This window comes from Streptomyces sp. NPDC002577 (assembly GCF_053594815.1).
This window is the reverse complement of the sequence record NZ_JBSFWK010000041.1, coordinates 18,530-41,665: the sequence shown is the minus strand read 5'-3', so window position 1 is coordinate 41,665 and position 23,136 is coordinate 18,530. Positions and strand designations below refer to the sequence as shown.

The window sequence follows — 23,136 nt, the reverse complement described above, 5'->3', positions numbered from 1 at the left end:
GGACGGCGTTGCGGATCGGGCGCGTCGCCTTCCGCTGATCGACAACTGGGCAACAGTCCTCCCATCGACTTGGCGTAGTCACGCCGCGGGATGTGAGGGTGAGGCGCATGAAGTCTCGTACCGCCTTGCCCGTCCTGCCCGCCTTCGCTGTCTGCGCCGTGCTCGCAGCGCTCACCGGGTGCGGCGGTGAGGGGACGGGCCACGAGTCGGCGGTTGCCAGCGCGCCACCCGCCGAGAGCCGGGCGCCGACGCCGGGCAAGGGGTCGAAGGACCCCGACGACATCAACGGCGACGGGTACCGCGACCTCGTGGTGCCCGTCGCCGGCAGCGAACGGGTCGCTGTGCTCTACGGCTCGGCGAAGGGGCTCGACCCCTCGACCCGCACGGTCTACGGCCGCCGCGACCTGGGCCTGCCGGATCCGCCGGAGGACGCGGCCGCGAGCAACCCTCTCGCCCCGGACACGGTCGCCGACCTGGACGGCGACGGCTTCCCGGACATCGTCACGACCGTCGTCGGCGAGAGAGTCGAGGACCGGAGGATTTCCGCCTCACGCACCGCCCCGTACGTGACCTGGGGCGGACCCGACGGGCCCACGGCAGGGGCCGAGGCGACCCCGGTGCGACTGCCGCAGAGCGCATCGAAGCTGGGCCTCAAGAGCGTGGTGCGCGGCGACTTCGACGGGGACGGGCACCACGACCTCGCGGGCCTCGCGCAGAACGGGTCGTCCCTGGTAGTGCTGTACGGCCCGTTCACGCGGTCCGGTGTACCGGCCCGCACCGATACGGGCCTGCCGCTGTCGGGTGGCGAAATCGTCGTGGACGCCATCGACCCGTCCGGCCGGCCGCGCGCGACGTCCCTGCTGTTCCACGAAGCGAACGACGGTGAGCAGTCCGGCAACATCCTCTACCCGGCCCGCCGCGGCACCGGCCTGTCCGCGAACGGCCGGCGCCTGCGCGCCGGCAACTCCCACGCGTTCGGCGACTTCGACGGCGACGGGCTGCGCGACGTGGCCGTCGGCGACGATGGCGGCCACAACGACGAGCCCGGAGCCGACACCACGGCCTCCGATGTCGTCGGATCGCTCGCTGTCTACCCCGGCAGCGGCGGCGCACCGGTCACGTACCGGCTGCCCGACGTGCCCGAGGGTGCAGGCACCGACTATGGGCCAGGCGGTTACATGGCCGCTGACCCGGACGGCGACGGCCGCGACGGCATCCTCGTCGCCACGTACGAAGGTGCCACGCTCATCGACGGCGACAAGCGCACCTCTGTCCAGCGCGAAGTGCGGAAGGGACCCGCGAAATGGCGGCACGCCCGACCCGCGGGGGCCGCCGACTTCGACGGTGACGGCAAGGACGAACTGATCCTCAACTGGGCGTCTGGCACTCTGTTCGGCTTCTACGGCCAGGACCCCACGCGCTGGTGGATCACCGACGGCACGACGTCCCGGGACCAGGCGTCCTTCACGACGACAGGGTTCGCTCCCCGCGCCTCGTAAGTCTGCCCGGCTGCTGTGATGAGGCGCCCCGCCGGACATGGCAACCGAAATTCGGTGGACATGGCGATCCCAGCGGCCCTATGTTCGGCCGGTCCCAGCGAAGCGTCCACGCGTCCGAAGAGGTGCATTTGATGACGGTCCAGGCAATCGCGGCCGGCTTCCACCGGCCGCCCTCCCCGACCGTTCTGACCTCTTCGAACCAAAGGACTCCCAGAAGTGGATCTGCCACGTAGCTTCACCATCCGCGAGAGCAGCCATCGCCTCTGCAACCCCTTCACCAGCGAGAAGCTGGCCATCCTCGGTCAGGCCATCAGCCCGTCGCCTGGCACGCGCGTGCTCGACCTCGCCTGCGGCAAGGGCGAGTTGCTGTGCACCTGGGCGCGCGACCACGGCGTGACCGGCACCGGCGTCGACATCAGCACCGTCTTCATCGGCGCCGCCCGCGCGCGGGCCGTCGAGCTGGGCGTGGCCGACCAGGTCGGCTTCGTGCACGGGGACGCGTCAGGCCATGTCGCCGACGATCCGGTCGGCATCGCCGCGTGCGTGGGCGCCACCTGGATCGGTGGCGGCGTGCCGGGCACCGTCGAACTCCTCCGGCGCAGCCTCGCCGCCGGCGGCATGATGCTGATCGGCGAACCGTACTGGCGCCGCGAGCCCCTCGACCAGGCCACCGTCGAGGCCTGCCATATGTCCCGCAAGGACGAGCTTTTCCCGCTGCCGGAACTGCTCGAGCACTTCGGCGACTTGGGATGCGATGTCGTCGAAATGGTCCTGGGCGACCAGGACAGCTGGGACCGGTACGTCGCGGCGCAGTGGCTCAACATCCGTCGCTGGCTCGACGCCAACCCCGACGACGAGCTGGCCGACGAGATGCGCGCGGAACTCACCACGTCTCCGGCCAAGCACGCCAGGTACCAGCGCGAGTACCTCGGGTGGGGCGTGTTCGTACTGATGAACCGCTGACGCGCACCACTTCACGTGAGCCCCGGCGCAGTCTGCCGGGGCTCACCCCCTGCGGAGCAGCCGTCGTGCGAACACGTGTGTCGCGGCCGTGGCCGCTGCCGCGAGCACCAGCCCCTGCACGGCGTCACGCGGCCGCGCGGGTCGCAGCACCCCGGCTCGCCGCAGTCGGCCACGGACCCACAGCGTGAAGGGGATAACCACCACTGGGGAGGTGACCGCACCCGGTGTGTATCCGCGAACGGCTGCGGATTGCGCCAGATGCACCAAGGCGTGCAGCCCGAACCCGTTGAGGGCTCCCTGGTAGAAGGCCGAACGGCCGCCGGTGCGGTGTCCGTCGGCTGCGGCGGCGGCGACCACGACGGCCATCCCCGCTACGGCCGTTGCGAACTCGCGCCCGTCGATCGACTCCAGCCGTCGCCATATCCGTTCCGGTACGCGCGGAAAGCGTTCCCGCAGCTCAGGAACCCTGCCACGGACCCAGACCGGCACCGCGGCCACTTCTTCCAGATCATGCACCGCCCACGCAGCCAGCAGCCCGAAGGTGACTTCAGGACCCACTCCCCCATCGCTCATGAACAGGAAGTCTGTCAGCTTGGTTGCTGATCGGCTCGTGATCCTGGATCTCGGCCCAGACGGTCTTGCCCACGCCGTCCGTACGCGGGTCCGCTCCCCACCGGTCCGCCAGCGCGTCGACGAGGACCAGCCCCAGGCCGCCCTCGGCGTCGCCGTCCGCTGGGCGGACCAGGGGCAGTCCCTCGCCACGCGCGTCGGTGACCTCGATGCGTACGGTCTGCTCCGTCGCCGTCAGCCGGATCCGGAAGTCCCGCCCCGGCAGACGCCCGTGCCGGACCGCGTTCGCAGCGAGTTCGGCGGTGATCAGCGTGACGGCTTCGTTCAGCTCGGACGCGTACGGCCAGCCCCACGCGTCGAGCCGCTCGGCGACCAGACGACGAGCGAGACGGGCGCCGCGGGGCGTGGAGCTGAGCTGTTGGCTGAACACACGTACGGTAACCGAGCTTTGCGGTTTCGTCTGGGGCGACATGGGTCAACGGTGGAGTCTGGCAACCCCGTTCACCAGGCGCTCAACTCGTACGCTGCGTCAGCGTACGAGCACGAGGGGTGGACGGTACGCGTAACTCGCTGTAACGATGGGTGCTTTGCGGGGCGGACACCACTGCACTCGGGGGTACCCGGACATGGCCGGTAGCAACAGCGACTACTGCGGCACCAGCGAACCTGAACCGTCGGACAGCCTCAAGACCTTCGGCGCCGTCCTCCAGGGCTTTCGTGAGAACGCCCGCATCACGCAGGAGGCACTGGCCGGGGACATGGGGTACTCGCCCCACTTCGTTGCCTCCGTCGAACAGGGCAGACGGCTTCCGTCCAAGGAGTTCGTCGAGCGGGCGGAGCAGGCGCTCGACGGCCTGGGGGTGCTCCGCAAGGCGGCGAAGCATCTGACGCGGAAGCAGGGGCTGGCGTCCTGGTTCCGCCAGTGGGCGGATCTGGAGCAGCAGGCGATCAGCCTGTACACGTACGAATGCCGGTTGGTTCCCGGGTTGTTGCAGACGGAGGCGTATGCGCGGACCCTCTTCGAGAACCGCATCCCCCTGCTCTCCGATGAGCAGGTCGAAACGCAGGTAGCCGCCCGCCTGGAACGGCAGCAGTTACTTCGGAACAGGCCCAACACGGCGTACAGCTTCATCGTCGACGAGCACGTCTTTCTACGCCGGACCGGCGGTGAAGCGGACACCCAGGCACTGATCGACCACGTGCTGGAGTTCACAGCTCTTCGAAACGTGGAGTTGCAAGTCATGCCGCTGGAGCGCCATGTTCACGTTGGCCTGGACGGACCGTTACAGCTGCTCGAAACTCCTGACAACCAGTGGTTCGGCTACTGCGAAGGGCAGGAGAGCGCACAGTTCATCGCCGATCCAAAGACGATCAGCACGCTCCACATGCGCTATGCAAAACTGCGGTCGCAGGCTCTCAGACCAGAAGACTCCCGGAGCCTGCTGAAGCGGATGCGAGGAGCGCTATGAGCGGCACCGAACTGGCCTGGTTCAAGAGCAGCTACAGCAGCGGCGATTCCGGCGACTGCATCGAAGTCGCCCTCTCCTGGCGCAAGTCCAGCTACAGCAGCGGCAGCTCCGGCGACTGCGTAGAGATCGCCCCCTGCCCCACCACCATCCACATCCGCGACTCCAAGAACAAGCAGGGCCCCCAGCTCGCCCTCTCCCCCACCGTCTGGGCGGACTTCGTGGCCTTCGCCGTCGCGGACGCCCCCGACCCGGCCCGGTAAGGGCCGGCACTCATCCCAGACCCGCCCGCTGGCGCACCGCCGCGGCGCGGGCCGTGGCCTCCGCGAGAGCCGCGGACTCGTCCACGCGGGTCAGCCGGCGGCCCCGCAGCAGCCACTCGCCGTCGCACAGCACCGACTCGACGTTCTCCGACTTGAGCGCGGTCACGAGGGCCGAGACCGGGTCGGCGGCGGTCGCGAAGTTCGGGGTGCTCGGGTCGATCACCACCAGGTCGGCGCGCTTGCCGGGCTCGAGCGAGCCGACGAGGTGGTCCATGCCGAGCGCGCGGGCGCCGTCGATCGTGGCCATTCGGAGCACGGTCGCGGCGGGCAGGGCCGTGGGGTCGCGGCGCAGGCCCTTCTGGACGATCGAGGCGAGCCACATCTCGTCGATGACGCTCATGCGGTTGTTGGAGGGGGCGCCGTCGGTGCCCAGACCGACGACGACGCCTGCGTCGATCATGTCGGCCACCCGGGGCGTACCGAGGATCTTGATGTTCGAGGCGGCGTTGTGCGAGACGGGGCAGCCGCGGGAGGCGAGGAGTTCGATCTCCTCGTCGTCGACCCAGACGGCGTGCACCGCGAGGAGGTCGGGTCCGAGCGCTCCGAGCCGGTCGAGGTGGCGCACGGTCGAGGTGCCGCGGGTCGCGCGGGCGTAGGCGTTCTCCTCCGGGATCTCGGCGACGTGCATCTGCGCCACCGTGCCGAGGCTGCGCGCCCGTTCGATCGTCGCGGTGATCAGCTCGTCGGAGCAGTTGAAGAGGGTGCGGAGCGTGTACGAGAAGCGGAGACGCCCCTTGCCCGCGCCGTGCCAGCAGCGGGCTGCCAGCTCGTCCTGGGCGGCCAGCACCTGCTCCGTCGTCTCCTGATCGGCAGGCGGTCGCCCGTCGCCGTCGTCCATGCTGCTGCGACCGAGGAGCGCCCGGATACCGGCGGTATTGAGGCCGCGGGCCATGCCGTCCACGTGGCGTCCACCGGGGTCGGCGATCAGCGTGCAGCCGTTGCGGATCTGCTCGATCGCACAGACCAGGGCCGAGAGTTCGCTGTCCTTCTCCTCCAGCGCGACCTCGTACGGCCAGATCCGCTCGTGCAGCCAGGTCAGAAGATCGACGTCGTCGGCGACTCCGCGTCCTAGCTGCTGGCTGGTGTGGCAGTGAGTGTTGACGAACGCGGGGATGACAATGCGTCCGGACGCGTCGTACTCCTCGGCGGCCGGCCCGGCGGAGGGCTCCGGCCCGACGTGGACGATCTCGCCGCCGGTCACCTCCACCCAGCCCTTGAACGGTGCCGCTGTGACCGGCACGACGAGTGCCGGGCCCAGCCTGAGATCAACCGCAGCCTTGTCCCCCGTCGTTCCCATGTCCATGATCAGCCACCCGGGCGCATGTCAGGCGCGAACCGCGCAAGGGCCAGCGTCTCCACCGCCGCGATCGCGTTGTAGCACGCCGCCGACACGGCCGTGAGCACCGCGACGGAGGCCCACAGGTGGTCGTAGTCGAAGGTCGAGGAGTCCTGCAGCATGGCGTAGCCGAGGCCCTTGCCGGTGGAGAGCCACTCGGCGAGCATCGCGCCGATGAGAGCCCCCGGTACGCCGACCCGTGCGCTGGCGAAGAACGCCGGTACCGCGCTGGGCAGCATCACCTTGCGGGCCACCGTCCAGTCGCCGCCGCCGTACGCGCGGCACAGGTCGGCCGCCTGACGGGACGCTGATCTGAGGCCGAAGGTCATGGTGACCAGCGCGGGGAAGAAGACGACGAGTCCGCTGATGACGGTGGTGCCCAGCAGTTCCCGGCCGAACACCAGCGTGATCAGCGGGGTCATCGCCACCAGCGGCACGGATCGCACGACGACGGCGATGGGCAGGAGCGCCTGTTCGACGCTCCGGGACAGTACGAAGACGAGGGCCACCGCCACCGCCGCCGCAAGACCCGCGGCGAAACCGAGGCCCGCGTCGAGTAGCGTGCGGCCGAGGCCCGACGCGACGATCGAGCGGTGCTCGGCGGCCTGCGCGCCCTCGAAGAGGTAACGCCACACGTCGGCCGGCGACTTGGCCACCAGCGGGTCGAGTTCGTAGACCTGCAGGAAGACGATCCACAGCACGACGACGGCGGCCAGCGTGGTGACCAGGTTGGCCAGCGGTCGCAGCAGGCGCACCGCGCGCATCACCGCCGCTCGGCCGCCACCGTCCGGTGCCGCCTCGCCGCGGTCCGGTGCTGCGCCCGTCCCCCCGGCGGGCGGCGGTCCCGCGGGGTCCGTCGCGGTCCCCAATGCGGTCGTACTCATGCGCCCCCGCCCTCCACCGTCGTACTCCGCGACCACGGCACGGCGAACCGGGCCACGAGCCCCACCACTCCGTATCCGACGCCTGCCACCGCGCCCGACACCAGGGCGATGCCCCAGGTGCGGGACACGTCGAGCTGCTGCTGAGCGATCGTCATGGCGATGCCGAGGCCGTTGTCGACCCGGCCGAGGTACTCCCCGATGATGGCGCCGAGCAGGGCGGCGGGTGCGGCGATCTTGAGTGCGGCGAGCGTGCTGGGCAGCGCGGCGACGATGCGTACGCGGCGCATCTGCTGCCACCGCCCGCCGCCGTACGCGCGTACCAGGTCGAGTGAGGCCCGATCCGCCGAGCGCAGCCCCATCAGGGCGCCGACGAGCGTGGTGAAGAAGACCGAGATACCGGCCATCGCCGCCATCGGCTTGTCGCCGTCGAGGACGAGGGACAGGATCGGGCCGACCGCCACGATGGGCAGGCAGTACGAGGCGACGGCGAGCTGGATGACCAGCCGCTCCAGTGCGGGCACCAGCAGGACCAGGACCGCGCAGGCCAGCGCCAGGCCGTTGCCGAGGAGATAGCCGCGTACGGCCTCGTCGGCGGTCTGGCCGATGTGCGGGCCGTAGAAGGTCCAGCCGTCGTCGGCGATCTTGCTCACCACCGCCCAGGGCGTGGGGACGCCGTCGCCGGTGCCGAGGACGGTCGTGGCGAGCACGGACCAGGCCGCGATCAGGACGACGATGCCGGCCGCGCCCCCGGCCCATGCGGACGGCGGTCGCAGTATCCGGCGCAGTCCGGCGGCCGCGTACGCGGATGTCTGCGCGCTCACAGCTCCGCCGTCCCGGACGTCTCGGGCCGGCCGAAGAGCAGTTCGGAGAGCTGGTCGGCGTAGGCGTGGAACTCCGGTGAGCGCAGCATCTCCGGGGTGCGCGGGCGCGGCAGGTCGATGGACACGGTCTCCACGATCCGGCCGGGCCTCGGCGACATCACGGCGACGGTGTCGCTCAGCAGGACCGCCTCGCTGATGGAGTGGGTGACCAGCAGGGTCGTCACCGCCCGGGCCTGCCAGATGCGTTGCAGTTCCAGGTTGAGCCGCTGCCGGGTCATGTCGTCGAGGGCGCCGAACGGCTCGTCGAGCAGCAGTACCTTCGGGTCGACGACGAGCGAGCGGGCGATGGCGACGCGCTGCCGCATGCCGCCGGAGAGCTGGGCCGGGCGGGCCTTCTCGAAGCCTTCGAGTCCGACCAGCTTGATGAGGTCGGAGACGACCGACGGGTCGGCCGACATGCCGCTGATCTCCAGCGGCAGCCGGATGTTGGAGGTGACCGAGCGCCAGGGCAGCAGCGCGCTGTCCTGGAAGGCGATGCCGAGGTGGTGCCGCCGCCGGGCGGACTCCGGATCCTCGCCGTGTACGAGCGCCGTGCCCGACGTCGGCGTGTCGAGACCGGCGAGGATCCGCAGGACCGTCGACTTACCGCAGCCGGACGGCCCGAGCAGCGCGAGGAACTGCCCTTCGCGGGTGTCGAGGTCCACGCCGTCGAGCGCCCCCACCCGGCGCCTGCCGAGCCGGAACTCCTTGCTGAGCCCGCGCAGGGACAGCCCGGTGCCGTTCTCCGCCGGAGCGGCCTCCCCCGGATCGGGCGCGCCGGTCCCTTCGGGCGCGTCCTTTGCTGCGGTGCTCATCAGTTGTCGACCCCTGTTGTGTGTCTGGGAGTTGTCTGTGCTGCGAGTCGTCCGGGCGGCGAGTCGTCCGGCTGTCGGACTCAGATGAGGCTCGGGTCCTCCTTGTAGACCTCTTCGAGGAGCGAGAAGTCGAACAGCTTCTCCGCGGTGAGGTCGACGCCGCCGTACTTCAGCGTCTGGATGTTCTCCTCGATCAGCTTCTGCGTGACCGTGAAGAGACCGTTCTTCTTGGTGTCCGCAGTGAGGATTAGCTTGTTCTCGTCCTTCGACTCGAGGGTCTGCTCCTTGGTCGTGAGACCGAGCCCCTTGCCGTACGTCTCGGCCGCGAGCTTCGCGCCGAGTGCCGGGTCGGCGAGGCTGTCCTTCCAGCCGCGTATCTCCGCGCGCAGGAAGGCTTTGAGCAGGTCCCGCTGCTTGTCGATGGTGTCCTGCCGCACCATGTACGTCTCGGACACCAGCGGATATCCGGCGTCGGCGAGCAGGAACGTCTCGACGTCGAACCCCTTCAGTCGGAGGGTGTTGGGCTCGTTGGTGACGAAGGAGAACCAGCCGTCGACCGTGCCCTGGGTGAGCGGCAGCGGGTCGAACTGCACCGGGACCTTGGTGATCTTCGACGCGTCGAGCTTCGCGGCCTTCACGAACGCCGCCCAGACCGACTCGTTGCCGGCCTGGACGCCGATCTTCTTGTCGTACATGTCCTCGGGCTTGGTGATCGGGGTCTTCGCCATCGACATGATGCAGAAGGGATTCTTCTGGTACTGGGCACCGATGATCTTGAGAGGTGCGCCCTTGGCGATGGCGGCACCGGTGATGTCGGGTGCGCTGATTCCGACGAGCGCCTTCCTGGTGACGACGTCGGTCTCCATCGGCGTGGCGGACGGACCGCCGCCGATCAGCGTGGCCTTGGAGAAGCCCTCGTCCTTGTAGTAGCCCTTGCTGTCCGCGATGTAACTACCGGCGAACTCCACGTTCTTGATCCAGGACAGGCGCAACGTCAGCTCACCGAGGCTCTTCGACCCCGAGGCCGACGACCCCGACGACGGCGAGGAGCCCGAATCGGACCCGCATGCCGCCAGCAGCGGGCCGCCGAGCATGGCGAGTCCGCCTGCCTGCAGGCCGCGGAGCAGGAACCGCCGGCGGTCGGTGAGAGAGGCCGCGTGCAGCGCCTGCACCCCCTCCGCACCGGCACGGTTCGCTCTGTCGTGTCTGTCTTCGCTGGTCATGGCACAGGTTCCTTCCCCGGCGCCAGAGAGCCCGGCGCGTGCGGAGACAGTAGGAACGGGGTGTTGCCGAGAAGGCCCTCCTCCGTAATGGGCATGTTTCCGATTTGCCGTACACAAGGGATTGGTGACACAGGAAGTGGGCGGACACCGGAGGTTGGCGACGGAAGCGGTTACGGAGAACGAACGCCTGGACGAGGCGGACGAGGCGGCACGCGCCCTGGACCGCGGCACGGTCGGCGGCCACTCGAGGGCTCCCGGGCCGCCGAGGATGTCCGTAAGGGGCCGAGGCCGACGGCGTGCCTCGTCAGCGAGGCCGGTGAGTCCTGTGAGTCCGGTGAGGCGGCGCATCCCGGCGCCCTGCCACACGCAGTGCAGATCACTGTCGTAGACCGAGGGGGCGATCTGCGAATCCTCCAGCAGCCAGCGGATCAGGGCATCAGCCCCGGCCTGGTCCGGTGGCGGCCTGAACGCCGGCACCCAGCCGATCGCGTCCTCGCCTGCCGTCAGTGGCTGGCGGGATACGGACAGGTCACGCCGACTACCGTCCTTGTGGCGGACCGGAAGAAGCGGAAGTACCGCCGCACTTCCCTCTCCGCCGTCCGGGCCGTCAGCGGTCTCGGGGAAGGTGACGCCCAGCAGTTCCGCCACAGGCCGGCCCAGTGCCTCCGCAACGTTGTGGCCGAGAAGGCGTTCCGCCCCTGGGGTCCACCCGGTGACCAGGCCCTGCCGATCGGCGACGACCAGCCCGAGGAGCGGCGGAGAAGCGCCGCAGCTCTCCACGATGCAAGCGTCGTGCGGATTGTGCGGACAATCAGCTTAGTCAGCACACGCGATCTCATTCGAGGAACGTGACCCCGGCGCTGCCGTCCACGCGAATCCGCCGGCCCGTCCTGATCCGGGTGGACGCCGAGCCGGTAGGCGGGGATGTCGGCGTCGGTGTCCAGGGAGACGACAAACCGGCTGGTCATGGCGATCCCTCCGGCGAAGATGCGCTCCCGCAAATCATGTCACCGGCTCACCGGCGAACAACCTTTGCACAAGCCCCACAAAGGCTACGCAAAGCCTTCGGTTGCTGTCGTTACCGTTGCTGCGCGTTCGAGCCCGCGTGCGAACTGATCAGCTCGCCGACGCCCGTTGCGGCGTAGACAGCACAGAAAGATCGCGATGGACTACTGCGACTCATGCCGTCGGACCCTCAACGGTGCATTGGTGTGCCCCGGGTGCGGCGCGTACGCGCCGGACATCGCCCCGCCCAACTATCGCCGCCCCGGCACTGCGACGACGACCGCTCCGCCGCTGTACGAGTCCGGCACCGCCTTCGGCGCCGAGACGGCGGCCTTCGGTACCGGGGCGGCCGAGGCCGCGACCGCGGAGGACGGGGCGGACGGTTCGGGGACGAGCGGCTCCGAGTACACGGCCCGTGGGGCTCAGACCCATCTCGGCCGTGCGGCCCGGCGGCGCCAACTGGCCCTGTGGAAGAAGAAGCGGCGCCGTGCCGCCGTCGTCTCGGCGGTCGCGCTCGTCGGCGGCGGGCTGACGATCGCCGCGCTGCCGGACGGACCTTCCGGCGGCCCCGCCCAGGCGGCCTCCGCCCCTGACCCGGAGCCCTCGTCCAGCAGCGATGCGGACAGCGCCGACCCGTCCGCGGCACAGCCCGACGGCCGGATTTCGCGCGATCGCGGCGACGACACGAGCCACTCCGGGACCGGCACCCGGCGGAAGACCACCACGCCCGCGCCGACCGCCACGCCCACCACGAGTCAGCCCTGGCACGCTGCCGCAACCGCACATCCCAGCGCCACCGCGACCTCGCAACCGCGTAGCACCTCGACGGCGACGTCCGACGAGTCGTCCAGCGACACGACCGCCCAGCAGGACGCCGCGGCTCCCCAGGCAGCCACGACCACGCCCGCACCGGCTGCGGACGCGTCGACCGCCGAGCCCACGTCGCCGGCGGCGACCTCGCCCGCGCACGTCTGCCTGCTCGGCCTCCTCTGCGTGGGCTGATCATGTTGCGCAGGGCGCGCGCGGCGGGCGCCGACAGCACGCACTGATGATCCGCACACACAAAGGACCTACGAGACGGGCTCCCTTCGCCGGTATTGTCCGGATCAGGTAGTGGGGGTCGCCTTCCAGTCTTTGGACCTCTCGGTCCTTGGACCTTCCGGCCTCTCAGCCCGACCGTCGACGTCGGCCCCAGCGGAAACCGAAGCTTCTCGCCAAAGTCGGCTACAACGGTCGAACTCCCTCGCTCGTCCCGTAGGCCACTTATTAGGATAAAACATCCTGAGCCGAATGAAAGCCCCCAAATATTGATTTTTTGGCCGATTTAGCGGCACATCTGCGGCACCTGGTCCCTGATGTAATCAGTGGGACATATGGGAAAGCTGAGCCGCATGGATTTCGCTGCAACGCCGCCCTCCCCGGCTGCTTCAACGCTGTCCTCCCTGGCTGCTTTCGGCGGCGGTCGTATCGCGCGGCGATTCTTCGCCCGCGAACTTTCCGGTCCCCTCAACTCACATGTGTCGACCCCCAGTTGGGGCCAGGTCTAAGTTGATGACCGTTCGCGTCTTCAACCAACAGGGATGGTCGGGCATGGGCGAGAACGCCCCCACGTACGGCACCTCCGAAGAGCTCCACAGCAGGATCGACTCCAGCAAGGCGCACCCGGCGCGCGTCTACGACGTCTTCCTCGGCGGCAAGGACAACTTCCCCGTGGACCGCGAAGCGGCCAAGGCGGCATTTGCGGCGAATCCGCGCGGATATCTGGACGTCCGGCACAACCGCGACTTCATGCGCCGCGCGGTCGGCAATCTCGCCGGTGAGGCGGGGATACGGCAGTTCCTGGACATCGGTACGGGGCTGCCGACCGCGCAGAACGTGCACCAGATAGCCCAGGGCGTCGCGCCCGACTCCCGCGTCGTCTACGTCGACAACGACCCCGTGGTGCTGGCACACGCCCGCGCCCTGCTCTCCAGCAGCCCCGAGGGCAGGACGGACTACATCGACGCCGATCTGCGCGATCCGGCGGCCATCGTGCGGGCGGCCGCGGAGACGCTGGACTTCGACCGGCCCATCGCCCTCGTCCTCGCGGCCGTCCTGCACTTCATCGAGGACGAGGAGGCGACCGAAGTCCTCAAGCGCCTCGTCGAGATCCTGCCCTCGGGCAGCCATGTGGTGCTGAGCCACCTGACCGCCGATCTCAACCCCGAGAAGATCATCAAGGTGGCCGAGACGTTCCAGGAGCGCGGGTTCACCTTCGTCCTGCGTACCAAGGAGGAGATCGAGCGGTTCCTCACGGACAACGGGCTCCAGCCGGTGGAGCCCGGTCTCGTGCCGGTGCACCACTGGCGTCCCGACCACGTCGCGGACAACGACGCGGCCGGGACCGTGGACGCGGGCCACATCGACGAGCTCGACGAACTCGACGAGATCGACAAGACGATGTTCCTGAGCATCAACGACGTCACCGACGAGGACATCAACGTGTACGGGGTCGTGGCGCTCAAGCCCTGAGCGGCAGCTGCGGAACAGCGCCCGGAAGCGGCAGCTCCGGATCAGCACCCGGAGCGGCCGCTCCGCGCGGGCGCCCCGCGGCGACTACTCCGCGGTGTCCCCCGCGTCGGCCACCAGCCTGTCGGCGACCAGGTGCTGGGCGCGCAGCTCGCCCAGCACCAGCGCCGCGTACTCGGTCGCGCCGCGCACCGACGTGTGGGTGTTGTCGCGCTTCTCGTTGTAGAGGTACAGCGCCTTGGAGCCCTCCACGCCCAGGGACTCCACCAGCGCCTTCGTCTTCGCCGTGAGGTCGATCAGCGGGACGTCCTCGGCGGCGGCGACCGAGCGGATCACGCCCGGGTGGTCCACCCCCAGGCCGTTGACGAGGAGCGCGGTGTTGTTGTTCAAGGTGCCGTCGGAGTTGAACCAGCGGCGCACGATCGGCGTGACGAGGACCGGCTGACCGCCCTGCTCCCGGACGCCGGCCACCAGGGTCTCCAGGTTGGCCCGGTAGGTCGCCTCGTCGGTCGTCTTGTCGTTGTGGGCGAGCTGGATCAGCACCAGGTCGCCGGGGCGGATCAGCGGGCGGACGGTCGCCCACAGCTGCGGGTTCTCCAGATAGGTGACCGTGCTCTCCCCGGAATCCGCGTAGTTGGCGACGGAGACGCCCCTGCGCAGGAACTGCGGCAGCTGCTGGCCCCAGCCGGAGTACGGGTCACCGGGCTGGTCGCAGACCGTGGAGTCGCCGATCAGGAAGATCTGCCGGGCGTGCCGGGCGGGGGTGACATGGATGTTCGCGAGGGCGGGCGCCGTACCGCCGATCGTCAGGTCCAGGCCGGGGGTGCCCTCCGGCCCGGTCGGCTCCCCCTCCGGGGTGCGCACGTTCACGGTGAAGCTGCGAGCGACGCGCTCGCCGGCCGCGACGGCGGTCTCCCGGAGCAGGGAGCGCCGGGTCTCGCCGCCGATGCTCGTGCTCGACGCGGCCTCGCCGCCGAGGACCACCCGGACGTCATAGGTGCCGGGCGGTACGTCGAAGTGGCAGGCGGACGCGGTGCAGTTGTCGATGCCGAGGGGCGGCTGCCCGTCATCGGCTCGGGCAGGTACGGCCGACAGCGCGCCGCTCAGGGTGACCGCCGCCAGCAGGGCAATGCTGAAACGTCTCACTCGGGCTCCTCCGTCACTCCGACAAGGTGGCGGCTGGGACCGTACCCGCTATCGGCAAGCGCTTTCTAGACCCTGGACCGATTTCACAAGAATGCCAACTTTCCACGTACGAAAGCCCTTTCGCGAAATCGATTCAGCTGTCACTCTGCCAACACCGGCACCCCTCGCCGCGCAACCCCCCACAGCTTCCGAAGGAGGCACCCCATGTCCGGAACCCCGAGCAGCCCGGTCGGACGCCGCACCTTAGTCCTCGGCGCAGCGGCCGCCGCCGGTTCGGCGGCCCTCGCCGGCCCGCTCGCCACGACCGCCTCAGCGGCGGACTTCGGCTGGTCCGACGACGGCTCGAACTACGTCGTCGACACCGGCGCCAGCCTCGTCTTCAAGGTCAGCAAGACCAACGGCGACCTGACCTCGCTGGTCTACAAGGGCACCGAGTACCAGGGCTATGGCGGCAAGAACTCGCACGTCGAATCCGGCCTGGGCACCTCGACGGTGACGATCGGTCAGTCGGGATCGACGATCCTGATCTCGGTTGCGTACGGCACGCTCCGGCACTACTACGCGGCCCGCAGCGGCGAGAACAACGTCTATCTGTGGACCAACAAGGCGGACACCTCGGTCAGCGCCACGCGCTATATCGTGCGCGTCAAGGCGGGCCTGTTCCTCAACGACGAGCCCGACTCGTACACCTACGCCCCCACCACCATCGAGGCCTCGGACGTGTTCCAGAAGTCCGACGGCCAGACCCGCTCGAAGCACTACTCCAAGCTGCGGGTGATCGACTACAACTACATCGGCTGGACCACCGGCAGCGTCGGCCTGTGGATCGTGCGCAGCAACCACGAGAAGGCCTCCGGCGGCCCGTTCTACCGCTCCCTGCTGCGCCACCAGAGCGCGGACGGCGGCGGGCTGTACGAGATCCTGTACTACGGCGAGAACCAGACGGAGGCCCAGCGCTTCGGCCTGCAGGGCCCGTACGTCATCGCCTTCACGGACGGCGGCGCGCCCTCCTCGTCCCTCTTCCCGGGCACGCTCACCACCTCCTGGGCGGACTCGCTCGGCATCTCCGGCTACGTCGGCGCGAGCGGCCGGGGCCGGGTGGCGGGCGTCGGCATCAGCGGGCGGAACACGGCGTTCCCGTACACGGTCGGGCTGGCCAACTCCGCCGCGCAGTACTGGGGTTCGGCGCGCTCGTCGGACGGCTACTTCTCGATCACCGGTGTCCTGCCGGGGACGTACACGCTGACCGTCCACAAGGGCGAACTGGCCGTGTACACCACGTCGGTGACCGTCTCCGCGGGCGGCACGACCACCCTCAACACGATCACCATCCCGTCCTCCAACGACCCCGGCAACGCCAGCGCGATCTGGCGGATCGGCGACTGGAACGGCACCCCGAGCGGGTTCAAGAACGCGGAGCTGATGACGTACGCCCATCCGTCCGACGTGCGGGCCGCGTCCTGGACCGGCAATGTCGTGATCGGCAGCGGCACCGAGACGTCGGCCTTCCCCTGCTACCTCTGGAAGGACGTCAACAGCGGCATCATCGTCTACTTCAGGCTGAGCGCCGCCCAGGCCGCCGCCGCGCACACCCTGCGCATCGGCGTGACGACGGCCTACGCCAACGGCCGACCGCAGGTCGTCGTCAACGACACCTGGACGTCCGCCGTCCCCTCGCCGCCCACCCAGCCGAGCACCCGGTCGCTGACCGTGGGCTCGTACCGGGGCAACAACTACACGTTCACCTACAGCGTCCCGGCGTCCGCCTGGCTGACGGACACCAGCGCGTACAACACGCTGAAGATCTACGTGGCGAGCGGCTCGGGGTCGACGTCCTTCCTGAGTGCGGGCACGTCGATCGACGCGATCGACCTGCTGGCGTGAGCCTCTAGCGGGTTGTCACGTCCCGCGCGTCCACTGCTGGTTCGTCGCTCCGTTGCAGGTGTACGTGATGATCGCGGCGGAGTTGGCGGTGGACGCGCCGGACACGTCGAGGCACTCGCCGGTGGTCCGGGCCTTGACGAGGACGTAACTGCCGGACGTGGTCAGGCTCCACTGCTGGCTGGTGGCGCCGGTGCAGTTCTCCTGGGTGACGTTGGAGGCGTTCTCCTGCAGGCACAGGGAGCTGCCGCGGCCGACCAGGGCGTAGTAGCCGGTGCCGAGGTCCTTGAACCACCACTTCTGGTTGGTGCCGCCGTTGCAGGTGTACTGGCTGATCGCGATGCCCTGCCACAGGGACTGGTTCGGCACGTCCGCGCACTTGCCGCTGTTCCGGGCGATCAGCGTGTTGTACGTGGCGCTCGTGCCGGTGACGGTCCCGGCGGTCGTGTCGACAGTGACCTCCGGGGACCAGGACATGGACATGGTGGTGGAGGTCGGGAAGGTCAGCGGCAGCCAGACGTACCGGGAGTCGTTGACCGTGCCGCCGAAGGAGTTGCCCCAGCGGTCGCCCATGTAGAGGTACGAGGTGCCCGAAGTGCCCTGGACGGGCAGGACGTACGCGGTCTGCGAGTTGTAGGCCGTGGAGTCGCCGACGTTGGTCATCGACGTCCAGGGGCCGGCCAGGCTGGTGGCGGTGGCGTACTGCTGCTGGTTGGGGCTCCAGCCGGTGGCGCCCGACGTCAGCATGAAGTAGACGCTGCCCCGCTTGAACAGGGCCGGGGCCTCGCGGTGGCCGCCCGCCCACGGGTTGGCGACCAGGCTGGCGATGCCGGTGTAGTCGGCGGTCAGCTTGTAGATGTGCAGGTCGTAGTTCTCGTTGGCGGCCGAGACCATGTAGCCGGTGCCGTCGGTGTCGACGAACGTGGTGATGTCCCGGGACATGTAGGAGCCGAGCGGACGGAAGCTGCCCTGGTAGGTGTAGTTCCCGTCGACGGTGTCGGAGACGGCGACGGCGGCACGGGCCTCGCTGTAGTCGGTGCCGTTCTCCTTGTGCATCCACATCACGAACTTGCCGGTGGACGCGTTGTAGATGACCTTGGGCCGCTCGATGTAGGCGGTGGCCAGCTCCGAGGCGGAGGACTGGGTCAGGACGTGGTTCCTGAACTCCCAGTTCTTCAGGTCGGTGGAGCGGTAGGCGTCCACGTACCGGAAGGTGTTGTCGGAGTTGCGGTCCTCGCCGAACCAGTAGTAGTACGAGCCGACCTTGATGACGCCGCCGCCGTGCGCGTGGACGACGGCGCCGGACGTGTCCGTGAGCTGTGTGCCGTTGGTGATGGTCTGGGGTGCCGCCGCGGCCGGGCCCGCTGTCGCCAACGCGGCGGCGAGGGCACAGCACAGGGCGAGGAGGATCGCGTACGCACGTCTCATGTCAGGCGCTCTCCTTCAGTGCGGTGAAGTGGCGGGCGAACCCGGAGAGTCCGGGCAGGTGCCGATCAGGAACAGCACTACTCGGGCGGGGTCGCCCGTGCACCGGGGACCGGCGTGTCCGCGACCGGGACGCCGAAGTCCGGGGTGCCGTCCTCGTTCCAGCCGAGCGGCTGGATGCGGGTGTGGCGGTTGGGGTCGTTCAGCGGCTCGCCGATGATCTCCTTGTACTGGCGGGCGTGGTAGACGAGGACGTCGGTGCGGCCGTCCTCGGCGACGGTGAAGGAGTTGTGGCCGGGCCCGTACTGCTTCGTCGTGTCGTCGCTGGTGAAGACCGGGGTCGGCGTCTTGGTCCAGGAGGCCGGGTCCATCAGGTCGCTGTCGGCGTCGGCGGTGAGCAGGCCCAGGCAGTAGTGGTGGTCGGTGGCGGACGCCGAGTAGGTCATGAAGACCCGGCCGTTGCGCTGGATGACGGACGGCCCTTCGTTGACCTTGTGGCCGATGCACTCCCAGTCGTACTCGGGCGTGGTGAGCCGTATCTGCGGGCCGGTGAGCGTCCACGGGTTCGCCATGGCCGACAGGAAGACGCCCGTGTTGTTGTCCATGCCGGGCTCGTACTGCGCCCAGGCGAGATAGCGGGTGCCGCGGTGCGCGAAGGTGGTGGCGTCGAGGGAGAAGGTGTCCCAGGCGGTGGTGATCTGCCCCTTCTCCGTCCAGGTGCCGTCGAAGGGGTCGGCGGCGGCGTTCTCCAGGACCCAGATGCGGATCTTCCACTCGTCCTCGGCCGGGGCGGCGGCGAAGTAGATGTACCACGTGCCGTCGATGTGGTGGATCTCGGGCGCCCAGATGTGCGCGCACATGTCGCCGGCGGTGTGCCGCTTCCAGATGACGGACTCGACGGCGTCCGTCAGGCCGCTCAGGGTCCGGGAGCGGCGCAGGACGATCCGGTCGTACTCGGGGGCGGTGGCCGTGAAGTAGTACCAGCCGTCGGTGTGGCGGTGGATGTGGGGGTCGGCGCGGTTGAGGACGAGGGGGTTGGCGTGGGTGGCGGTTGCGGCGCCGACCGGCTCGGCGACGGCGGGCACGGTGGCGAGGGCGCCCGCGGCCGGGGCTCCCTCCAGCACCTGTCTGCGACCGGGTACTTCGCTGCGGCTCATACGGTCTGCCTTTCCGGGTGGGGACTGGTCCGAACGGAAGCACCAGGGGTCAGCGCGCGGCGCAGCAGCGGGACGGCGAGCAGCCCCAGGACCGCGACCGCGAGCAGGAACATCAGGCCGGTGAGCGCGCTGCCGGTGGAGTCGACGACCGCCGCGATGCCGAGCGGTCCGAATCCGCCGCCGAGGTTGCCGACCGCGTTGACCGCGGCGATGCCGGCGGCCGCGGCCGCGCCGGTGAGGAAGCGCGGGATGAGTGCCCAGAAGGCGGGCTGCGCGGCGTATCCGCCGACGGCTGCCGCGCACAGGCCGAGCATCTGGACGGCGGGCGAGTGGAAGAGCGCGGCGACGGTGAACCCGGCGATGGTCAGGGCGAGCATCGCGGCGATCCACAGGTACGGGGTGTCCCGGCGGGCCACGAGGCGCGGCACCACGACCAGGCCGACGGCGACGCACACGTACGGGATGGCGGAGACGAAGCCGACCTGGGTGGTCGTCAGGTCGCCGAACCCGTCGATGATGGTCGGCAGCCAGAACGACAGTCCGTAGGTGGAGAGCGGAAAGGCCAGGAAGAACACCGCCGCCGTCAGGACGCGTCGGTCCCGTAGCACCGCGAGCGCCCGGTGCTGCTGCGCGCCCGCCTCCGCGTGGTCGGCGGCGAGCGCCTCGGCCAGCCAGTCCTTCTCGTCCGCGGCCAGCCAGCGCGCCTGCTCGGGGCCGGCGGGCAGCAGGGCCAGGACGAGCGGGGAGACCAGTACGGCGGGGACGCCGGTGGCGAGGAACACCCACTGCCAGCCGTCGAGGCCCCACGTCCCGTCGAGGTCCATCAGCACGCCCATGAGCGGGTTGCCGATGATGAAGGACACGGGGGCGGCGAGCATGAACGCGCCGATGGCGCGGCCTCGGTGGCTGCCTGGGAACCAGCGGGAGAGGTAGTAGAGCACTCCGGGGAAGAACCCGGCTTCGGCCGCGCCGAGCGCGAAGCGCGCCAGGTAGAACTGCCAGGTGGTGTGCACCAGCGTGGTGGCGATGGTGACGAGGCCCCAGGTGAGCAGGATGCGGGCGATCCAGCGGTGGGCGCCCGTTCGGTGCAGCATGAGGTTGCTGGGCACCTCGAAGATCGCGTACGCGGTGAAGAAGAACACCTGCCCCAGGGTGAACGCGGTGGCGCTGACGCCGAGTTCGGCCTGAAGCTCCAGTTTCGCGAAGCCGACGTTCGAGCGGTCGATGTATGCGATCACATACAGCAGCCCCAGGAAAGGCAGCAGTCGCCAGGCGGCCTTGCCCAGCACGTTGCGCTCCATTGCGCGCGTCTCCTCACGCCGATTGGTTCGATATTCCGAACCACATCTGTAATTCCGAACGCCGAAACGGTAAATGGGTGTTAACGCGAGGTCAACGGGTCAGGAAGCGACGATGCTGTGCAGATTCCTTCCCCGGTTTCTGTTATCCCGCACGGCACGGCTCCGTCTCCCCCGGCGTGAACAGCAGAGCCCGCAAGGTGGCAGCAGGAGCCGGAGCACTGGCGGCGGTCGTCGCCGTGTCGACGGTGGTGGGGCCGGTACCGGACGCGACGGCGGCGCCCGCAGGTGCGCGGGACGTGACGGCGGCGGTGCTCGACGGTCGTGACGTAACCCTCGACGGTGACGCCGTGGTGACCGTCCCGGCCGGTACCACCCGTTACGACGGCGTGTTCCGGGGCGAGGGCACGCTCACCGTGCGCGGCACCGGGACGCTGGTGCTGACCAGGGACAGCGACTTCGCGCTGCCGAAGGCGAGGCAGCGGCAGAAGGTCGGCACGCTGGGCGGCAACCACCCGTACACGGTCGTCGGCAACCCCGACCCGCCCGCGATCACCGTCGAGCGCGGCGCGACGCTCCAGTACGGCGACGGCGGCACCGCGGGCCTCATCGGCCACTTCCCGTACAACACGCCCGGCTACCGGCTGAACCAGCTCAACGTCCGCGTCGACGGCACGCTGCGGCTGTCGCTGAAGAGCGCCTACAACCTGGGCACCATCAGCGGTTCGGGCCTCATCACGCAGCCGCGGTTCCTGTGGGGCACCTGGGATCTGTCGGGCAGCCACCCGTTCTCGGGGGTCATCGACAACGGCACTCAGCTGAGCGCCGGCAAACCCGAGTACCCGGTGGCCCTGCCGAACGTCCGCAAGGTGCTCAACCAGGGCACCTGGACCGTCGACACCCCGCTCGGCCGGACGATCACCATGCCGATGGACTTCTACCAGCGGGAGTACGGCAGCGACATCAACATCCAGTCCCGGCCCGGCAGCAGGGTGGTCCTCACCGGCCAGTACAGCTTCTCCGACGGCGGCGGGGACACCGACCCCACAGTGAGCGACCCGTCCATCAACTGGCGGAGGATCCCGCACGACCGCAACAAGCGCGGCACCAACATCAAGGGTGCGGAGGTGCAGTGGGGCGACGGCACCACGAACAAGATCTTCATGCCGGGGACCGCGGACACCGTCTACATCAACCTGCTGGCGGCACGCTCCCGCTCGAAGCTCACATTCGCCTACAACGGGCCCGTGACGCTCGGCGCGCCCATCGGCGGCGGCAGGTTCCACGACACGCTCTCCGCGCCCGGCGCCGGGGACATCGTCGTCAAGGGCATCAGCGGCAACGACGTCACCTTCGCCGCCAAGCAGTACTACGACGGGTCCACGACGATCGAGAGGCGGGCGGTCCTGCACCTCGGCTCGGGAAAGGCGGGCGGCGACGGCTCGCTGATGACGGGCACGGAGCGCCGCCGGATCGTGGACGACGGCACGCTCGTCGTGCGCAACACCTCCACGGCGATATCGCTTTCACGCATCAGCGGCAGCGGGTCCCTCACCCAGTCCGGCGCCGCCACGACGACGCTGAGCGGCGCCATCACGTACACCGGCACGACGACCGTCACCAAGGGCGCGCTCGCTCTCGCGGGGAACACGACGCTGGCACGCAGCAAGGCGATACGGCTGACGGCTTCCGGGGCGCGCCTGGACGTGCGGAAGACGGCGGGTGGCGGGCTGCGCGTCGGCAGTTCACTCACCGGGAAGGGCACCGTGGCGGGCTCGGTGACCAATGAGGGCCGGGTCGAAGGGGCGTTGACGATCACCGGCGACTACACGCAGCACACCGATGGCCGGCTGACCGTGCGTACGGGAGCAAAGCCCCTCAAGGTGGGCGGCCGGGTCGAGCTCGCCGGGAAGCTCGACGTGACGGCCGGCACGAGCGCGGGAGAGAAGCCGGCCGAAAAAATCACGCTGCTCTCGCACGGCGGTGACTCGAAGAACTCCGGCACCTTCACCGGTCTCCGGGAAGGCGCCACCGTGAAGGTCGCTGACACCGAGTACCGCATCAGTTACCGGGGCGGTGACGGCAACGACGTCGTCCTCACCGAGGCCAAGGCCAAGACCCGCGCCTCGGCCACGCCGTCCGCCGGGGCCCACTCCGGCGACGCACCGCTGGCCGCCCAGTCCACGAAGGACGCCGGCAACGGCACGCGCGCGTGGTGGCCGCTGGCGCTGATACCCCTGCTGCTCGGGGGACTGCTGGTCCCCGCTGTCAGGCGCAAGCGCAGGCGCGGGCACACGCAGAAGCAGGGCGGGCGGCACGCGGCTGCGCGGTGAGAACGGGCAGGGCGGTGAGGACGAGCAGGGCGGGCGGCGCTCCGGTGTCGTGACCGGGCGCCGCCCGCCCCTGCGTCAGCCCTGCTGCTGACCTCCCGCACCGCCACCCGGACCGCCGCCGCAGCCACCGCCGGCGCCACCGGCGCCACCGGCGCCACCACCCGGACCGCCGGACGGCATCCCGGACGGCGCACCGCTCGGCATGCCCGACGGCTGCGCCGAGGGCACTCCCGACGGCTGCCCGGAGGGTGCTCCCGACGGCATCCCCGAAGGAGCGCCGCTGGGCGCACCGGACGGCTGCTGTCCTCCGGGGCCTCCGCTCGGGCAGCTCGAGGACTGCGAACCTTGCGCGCCCGAACCGGAGTTGTTGCCGGAACCGGACGAGCCGCAGCCCGCCAGTAGCAGGGATCCCGCGGCGACAAGAGCAAGGGCGGCGGGTGCCTT

Annotated in this window: 19 protein-coding genes; 8 read left to right on the top strand and 11 right to left on the bottom strand. The window is 69.7% G+C overall.

Going from position 1 to position 23,136, the window contains the following annotated elements:
• Positions 1-107 precede the first annotated feature (107 nt).
• Both ACWD4J_RS34420 and ACWD4J_RS34415 read left to right on the top strand, forming a co-directional pair.
• Positions 108-1,499, top strand: a complete 1,392-nt coding sequence (locus ACWD4J_RS34420) for an FG-GAP repeat domain-containing protein (RefSeq protein ID WP_451399422.1) — start codon at positions 108-110, stop codon at positions 1,497-1,499.
• Positions 1,500-1,715: 216 nt separating this feature from the next.
• A complete protein-coding gene (locus ACWD4J_RS34415; RefSeq protein ID WP_451399421.1) occupies positions 1,716-2,462 on the top strand; it encodes an SAM-dependent methyltransferase in 747 nt (248 codons plus the stop codon).
• Positions 2,463-2,504: 42 nt separating this feature from the next.
• Here ACWD4J_RS34415 and ACWD4J_RS34410 read toward each other — a convergent pair whose 3' ends face one another.
• Complete coding sequence (locus ACWD4J_RS34410) at positions 2,505-3,035, bottom strand: HXXEE domain-containing protein (RefSeq protein WP_451399420.1); 531 nt, start codon at positions 3,033-3,035, stop codon at positions 2,505-2,507.
• Positions 3,010-3,462 carry an ATP-binding protein gene (locus tag ACWD4J_RS34405; RefSeq protein ID WP_451399419.1) on the bottom strand — a complete coding sequence of 151 codons (453 nt, stop codon included), beginning with the start codon at positions 3,460-3,462 and terminating at the stop codon, positions 3,010-3,012. Before ACWD4J_RS34405 ends, ACWD4J_RS34410 begins: the two co-directional genes overlap by 26 nt.
• 196 nt (positions 3,463-3,658) lie before the next feature.
• Between ACWD4J_RS34405 and ACWD4J_RS34400 the strand changes: the two genes are divergently transcribed.
• Complete coding sequence (locus tag ACWD4J_RS34400) at positions 3,659-4,501, top strand: helix-turn-helix domain-containing protein (RefSeq protein WP_451399418.1); 843 nt, start codon at positions 3,659-3,661, stop codon at positions 4,499-4,501.
• Positions 4,498-4,761, top strand: a complete 264-nt coding sequence (locus ACWD4J_RS34395; protein ID WP_451399417.1) for a DUF397 domain-containing protein — start codon at positions 4,498-4,500, stop codon at positions 4,759-4,761. The genes ACWD4J_RS34400 and ACWD4J_RS34395 overlap by 4 nt, the downstream gene beginning before the upstream one ends.
• Positions 4,762-4,771: 10 nt before the next feature.
• Here the strand turns inward: ACWD4J_RS34395 and ACWD4J_RS34390 are convergent, their stop codons facing one another.
• The 5 genes from ACWD4J_RS34390 to ACWD4J_RS34370 all read right to left on the bottom strand — a co-directional run bounded on the left by ACWD4J_RS34390 (position 4,772) and on the right by ACWD4J_RS34370 (position 9,939).
• Positions 4,772-6,124, bottom strand: a complete 1,353-nt coding sequence (locus tag ACWD4J_RS34390; protein WP_451399416.1) for an amidohydrolase family protein — start codon at positions 6,122-6,124, stop codon at positions 4,772-4,774.
• A 2-nt stretch (positions 6,125-6,126) separates the two neighbouring features.
• Positions 6,127-7,041 carry an ABC transporter permease gene (locus tag ACWD4J_RS34385; RefSeq protein WP_451399415.1) on the bottom strand — a complete coding sequence of 305 codons (915 nt, stop codon included), beginning with the start codon at positions 7,039-7,041 and terminating at the stop codon, positions 6,127-6,129.
• On the bottom strand, positions 7,038-7,862 hold the full coding sequence (locus tag ACWD4J_RS34380) for an ABC transporter permease (protein ID WP_451399414.1): 825 nt from the start codon (positions 7,860-7,862) through the stop codon (positions 7,038-7,040). The genes ACWD4J_RS34385 and ACWD4J_RS34380 overlap by 4 nt, the downstream gene beginning before the upstream one ends.
• The gene (locus tag ACWD4J_RS34375; RefSeq protein ID WP_451399413.1) at positions 7,859-8,716 is read right to left on the bottom strand and encodes an ABC transporter ATP-binding protein; all 858 of its coding nucleotides are present in this window, start codon (positions 8,714-8,716) and stop codon (positions 7,859-7,861) included. Before ACWD4J_RS34375 ends, ACWD4J_RS34380 begins: the two co-directional genes overlap by 4 nt.
• 80 nt (positions 8,717-8,796) lie before the next feature.
• The gene (locus ACWD4J_RS34370) at positions 8,797-9,939 is read right to left on the bottom strand and encodes an ABC transporter substrate-binding protein (RefSeq protein ID WP_451399412.1); all 1,143 of its coding nucleotides are present in this window, start codon (positions 9,937-9,939) and stop codon (positions 8,797-8,799) included.
• 1,164 nt (positions 9,940-11,103) lie between these two features.
• Here ACWD4J_RS34370 and ACWD4J_RS34365 point away from each other — a divergent pair.
• Complete coding sequence (locus ACWD4J_RS34365; RefSeq protein ID WP_451399411.1) at positions 11,104-11,946, top strand: SCO2400 family protein; 843 nt, start codon at positions 11,104-11,106, stop codon at positions 11,944-11,946.
• A 588-nt stretch (positions 11,947-12,534) separates the two neighbouring features.
• Positions 12,535-13,455: an SAM-dependent methyltransferase gene (locus ACWD4J_RS34360; RefSeq protein WP_451399450.1), complete on the top strand. Its 921-nt coding sequence runs from the start codon at positions 12,535-12,537 to the stop codon at positions 13,453-13,455.
• Positions 13,456-13,539: 84 nt separating this feature from the next.
• Here the strand turns inward: ACWD4J_RS34360 and ACWD4J_RS34355 are convergent, their stop codons facing one another.
• On the bottom strand, positions 13,540-14,598 hold the full coding sequence (locus ACWD4J_RS34355; protein ID WP_451399410.1) for a rhamnogalacturonan acetylesterase: 1,059 nt from the start codon (positions 14,596-14,598) through the stop codon (positions 13,540-13,542).
• A 204-nt stretch (positions 14,599-14,802) separates the two neighbouring features.
• Here ACWD4J_RS34355 and ACWD4J_RS34350 point away from each other — a divergent pair, with 204 nt between their 5' ends.
• Complete coding sequence (locus tag ACWD4J_RS34350; RefSeq protein WP_451399409.1) at positions 14,803-16,482, top strand: rhamnogalacturonan lyase B N-terminal domain-containing protein; 1,680 nt, start codon at positions 14,803-14,805, stop codon at positions 16,480-16,482.
• A gap of 15 nt (positions 16,483-16,497) precedes the next feature.
• Here the strand turns inward: ACWD4J_RS34350 and ACWD4J_RS34345 are convergent, their stop codons facing one another.
• The 3 genes from ACWD4J_RS34345 to ACWD4J_RS34335 form a co-directional block, all read right to left on the bottom strand.
• Positions 16,498-17,907 carry an RICIN domain-containing protein gene (locus ACWD4J_RS34345; RefSeq protein WP_451399408.1) on the bottom strand — a complete coding sequence of 470 codons (1,410 nt, stop codon included), beginning with the start codon at positions 17,905-17,907 and terminating at the stop codon, positions 16,498-16,500.
• A gap of 77 nt (positions 17,908-17,984) precedes the next feature.
• Complete coding sequence (locus tag ACWD4J_RS34340) at positions 17,985-19,061, bottom strand: glycoside hydrolase family 43 protein (RefSeq protein WP_451399407.1); 1,077 nt, start codon at positions 19,059-19,061, stop codon at positions 17,985-17,987.
• Positions 19,058-20,362 (bottom strand): MFS transporter, encoded by a 1,305-nt coding sequence (locus ACWD4J_RS34335; RefSeq protein WP_451399406.1) that lies wholly within the window; start codon positions 20,360-20,362, stop codon positions 19,058-19,060. The genes ACWD4J_RS34340 and ACWD4J_RS34335 overlap by 4 nt, the downstream gene beginning before the upstream one ends.
• Before the next feature lie 176 nt (positions 20,363-20,538).
• Here ACWD4J_RS34335 and ACWD4J_RS34330 point away from each other — a divergent pair, with 176 nt between their 5' ends.
• Complete coding sequence (locus ACWD4J_RS34330) at positions 20,539-22,692, top strand: autotransporter (RefSeq protein ID WP_451399405.1); 2,154 nt, start codon at positions 20,539-20,541, stop codon at positions 22,690-22,692.
• Positions 22,693-23,136: the final 444 nt, after the last annotated feature.

What these genes read in the sequence shown, in the direction of transcription:
- ACWD4J_RS34335 (WP_451399406.1), bottom strand. Translation starts at nt 20,362, where the DNA reads ATGGAGCGCAACGTGCTGGGCAAGGCCGCCTGGCGACTGCTGCCTTTC.
- ACWD4J_RS34340 (WP_451399407.1), bottom strand. Translation starts at nt 19,061, where the DNA reads ATGAGCCGCAGCGAAGTACCCGGTCGCAGACAGGTGCTGGAGGGAGCC.
- ACWD4J_RS34365 (WP_451399411.1), top strand. Translation starts at nt 11,104, where the DNA reads ATGGACTACTGCGACTCATGCCGTCGGACCCTCAACGGTGCATTGGTG.
- ACWD4J_RS34385 (WP_451399415.1), bottom strand. Translation starts at nt 7,041, where the DNA reads ATGAGTACGACCGCATTGGGGACCGCGACGGACCCCGCGGGACCGCCG.
- ACWD4J_RS34375 (WP_451399413.1), bottom strand. Translation starts at nt 8,716, where the DNA reads ATGAGCACCGCAGCAAAGGACGCGCCCGAAGGGACCGGCGCGCCCGAT.
- ACWD4J_RS34400 (WP_451399418.1), top strand. Translation starts at nt 3,659, where the DNA reads ATGGCCGGTAGCAACAGCGACTACTGCGGCACCAGCGAACCTGAACCG.
- ACWD4J_RS34395 (WP_451399417.1), top strand. Translation starts at nt 4,498, where the DNA reads ATGAGCGGCACCGAACTGGCCTGGTTCAAGAGCAGCTACAGCAGCGGC.
- ACWD4J_RS34390 (WP_451399416.1), bottom strand. Translation starts at nt 6,124, where the DNA reads ATGGACATGGGAACGACGGGGGACAAGGCTGCGGTTGATCTCAGGCTG.
- ACWD4J_RS34360 (WP_451399450.1), top strand. Translation starts at nt 12,535, where the DNA reads ATGGGCGAGAACGCCCCCACGTACGGCACCTCCGAAGAGCTCCACAGC.
- ACWD4J_RS34345 (WP_451399408.1), bottom strand. Translation starts at nt 17,907, where the DNA reads ATGAGACGTGCGTACGCGATCCTCCTCGCCCTGTGCTGTGCCCTCGCC.
- ACWD4J_RS34370 (WP_451399412.1), bottom strand. Translation starts at nt 9,939, where the DNA reads ATGACCAGCGAAGACAGACACGACAGAGCGAACCGTGCCGGTGCGGAG.
- ACWD4J_RS34410 (WP_451399420.1), bottom strand. Translation starts at nt 3,035, where the DNA reads ATGAGCGATGGGGGAGTGGGTCCTGAAGTCACCTTCGGGCTGCTGGCT.
- ACWD4J_RS34420 (WP_451399422.1), top strand. Translation starts at nt 108, where the DNA reads ATGAAGTCTCGTACCGCCTTGCCCGTCCTGCCCGCCTTCGCTGTCTGC.
- ACWD4J_RS34350 (WP_451399409.1), top strand. Translation starts at nt 14,803, where the DNA reads ATGTCCGGAACCCCGAGCAGCCCGGTCGGACGCCGCACCTTAGTCCTC.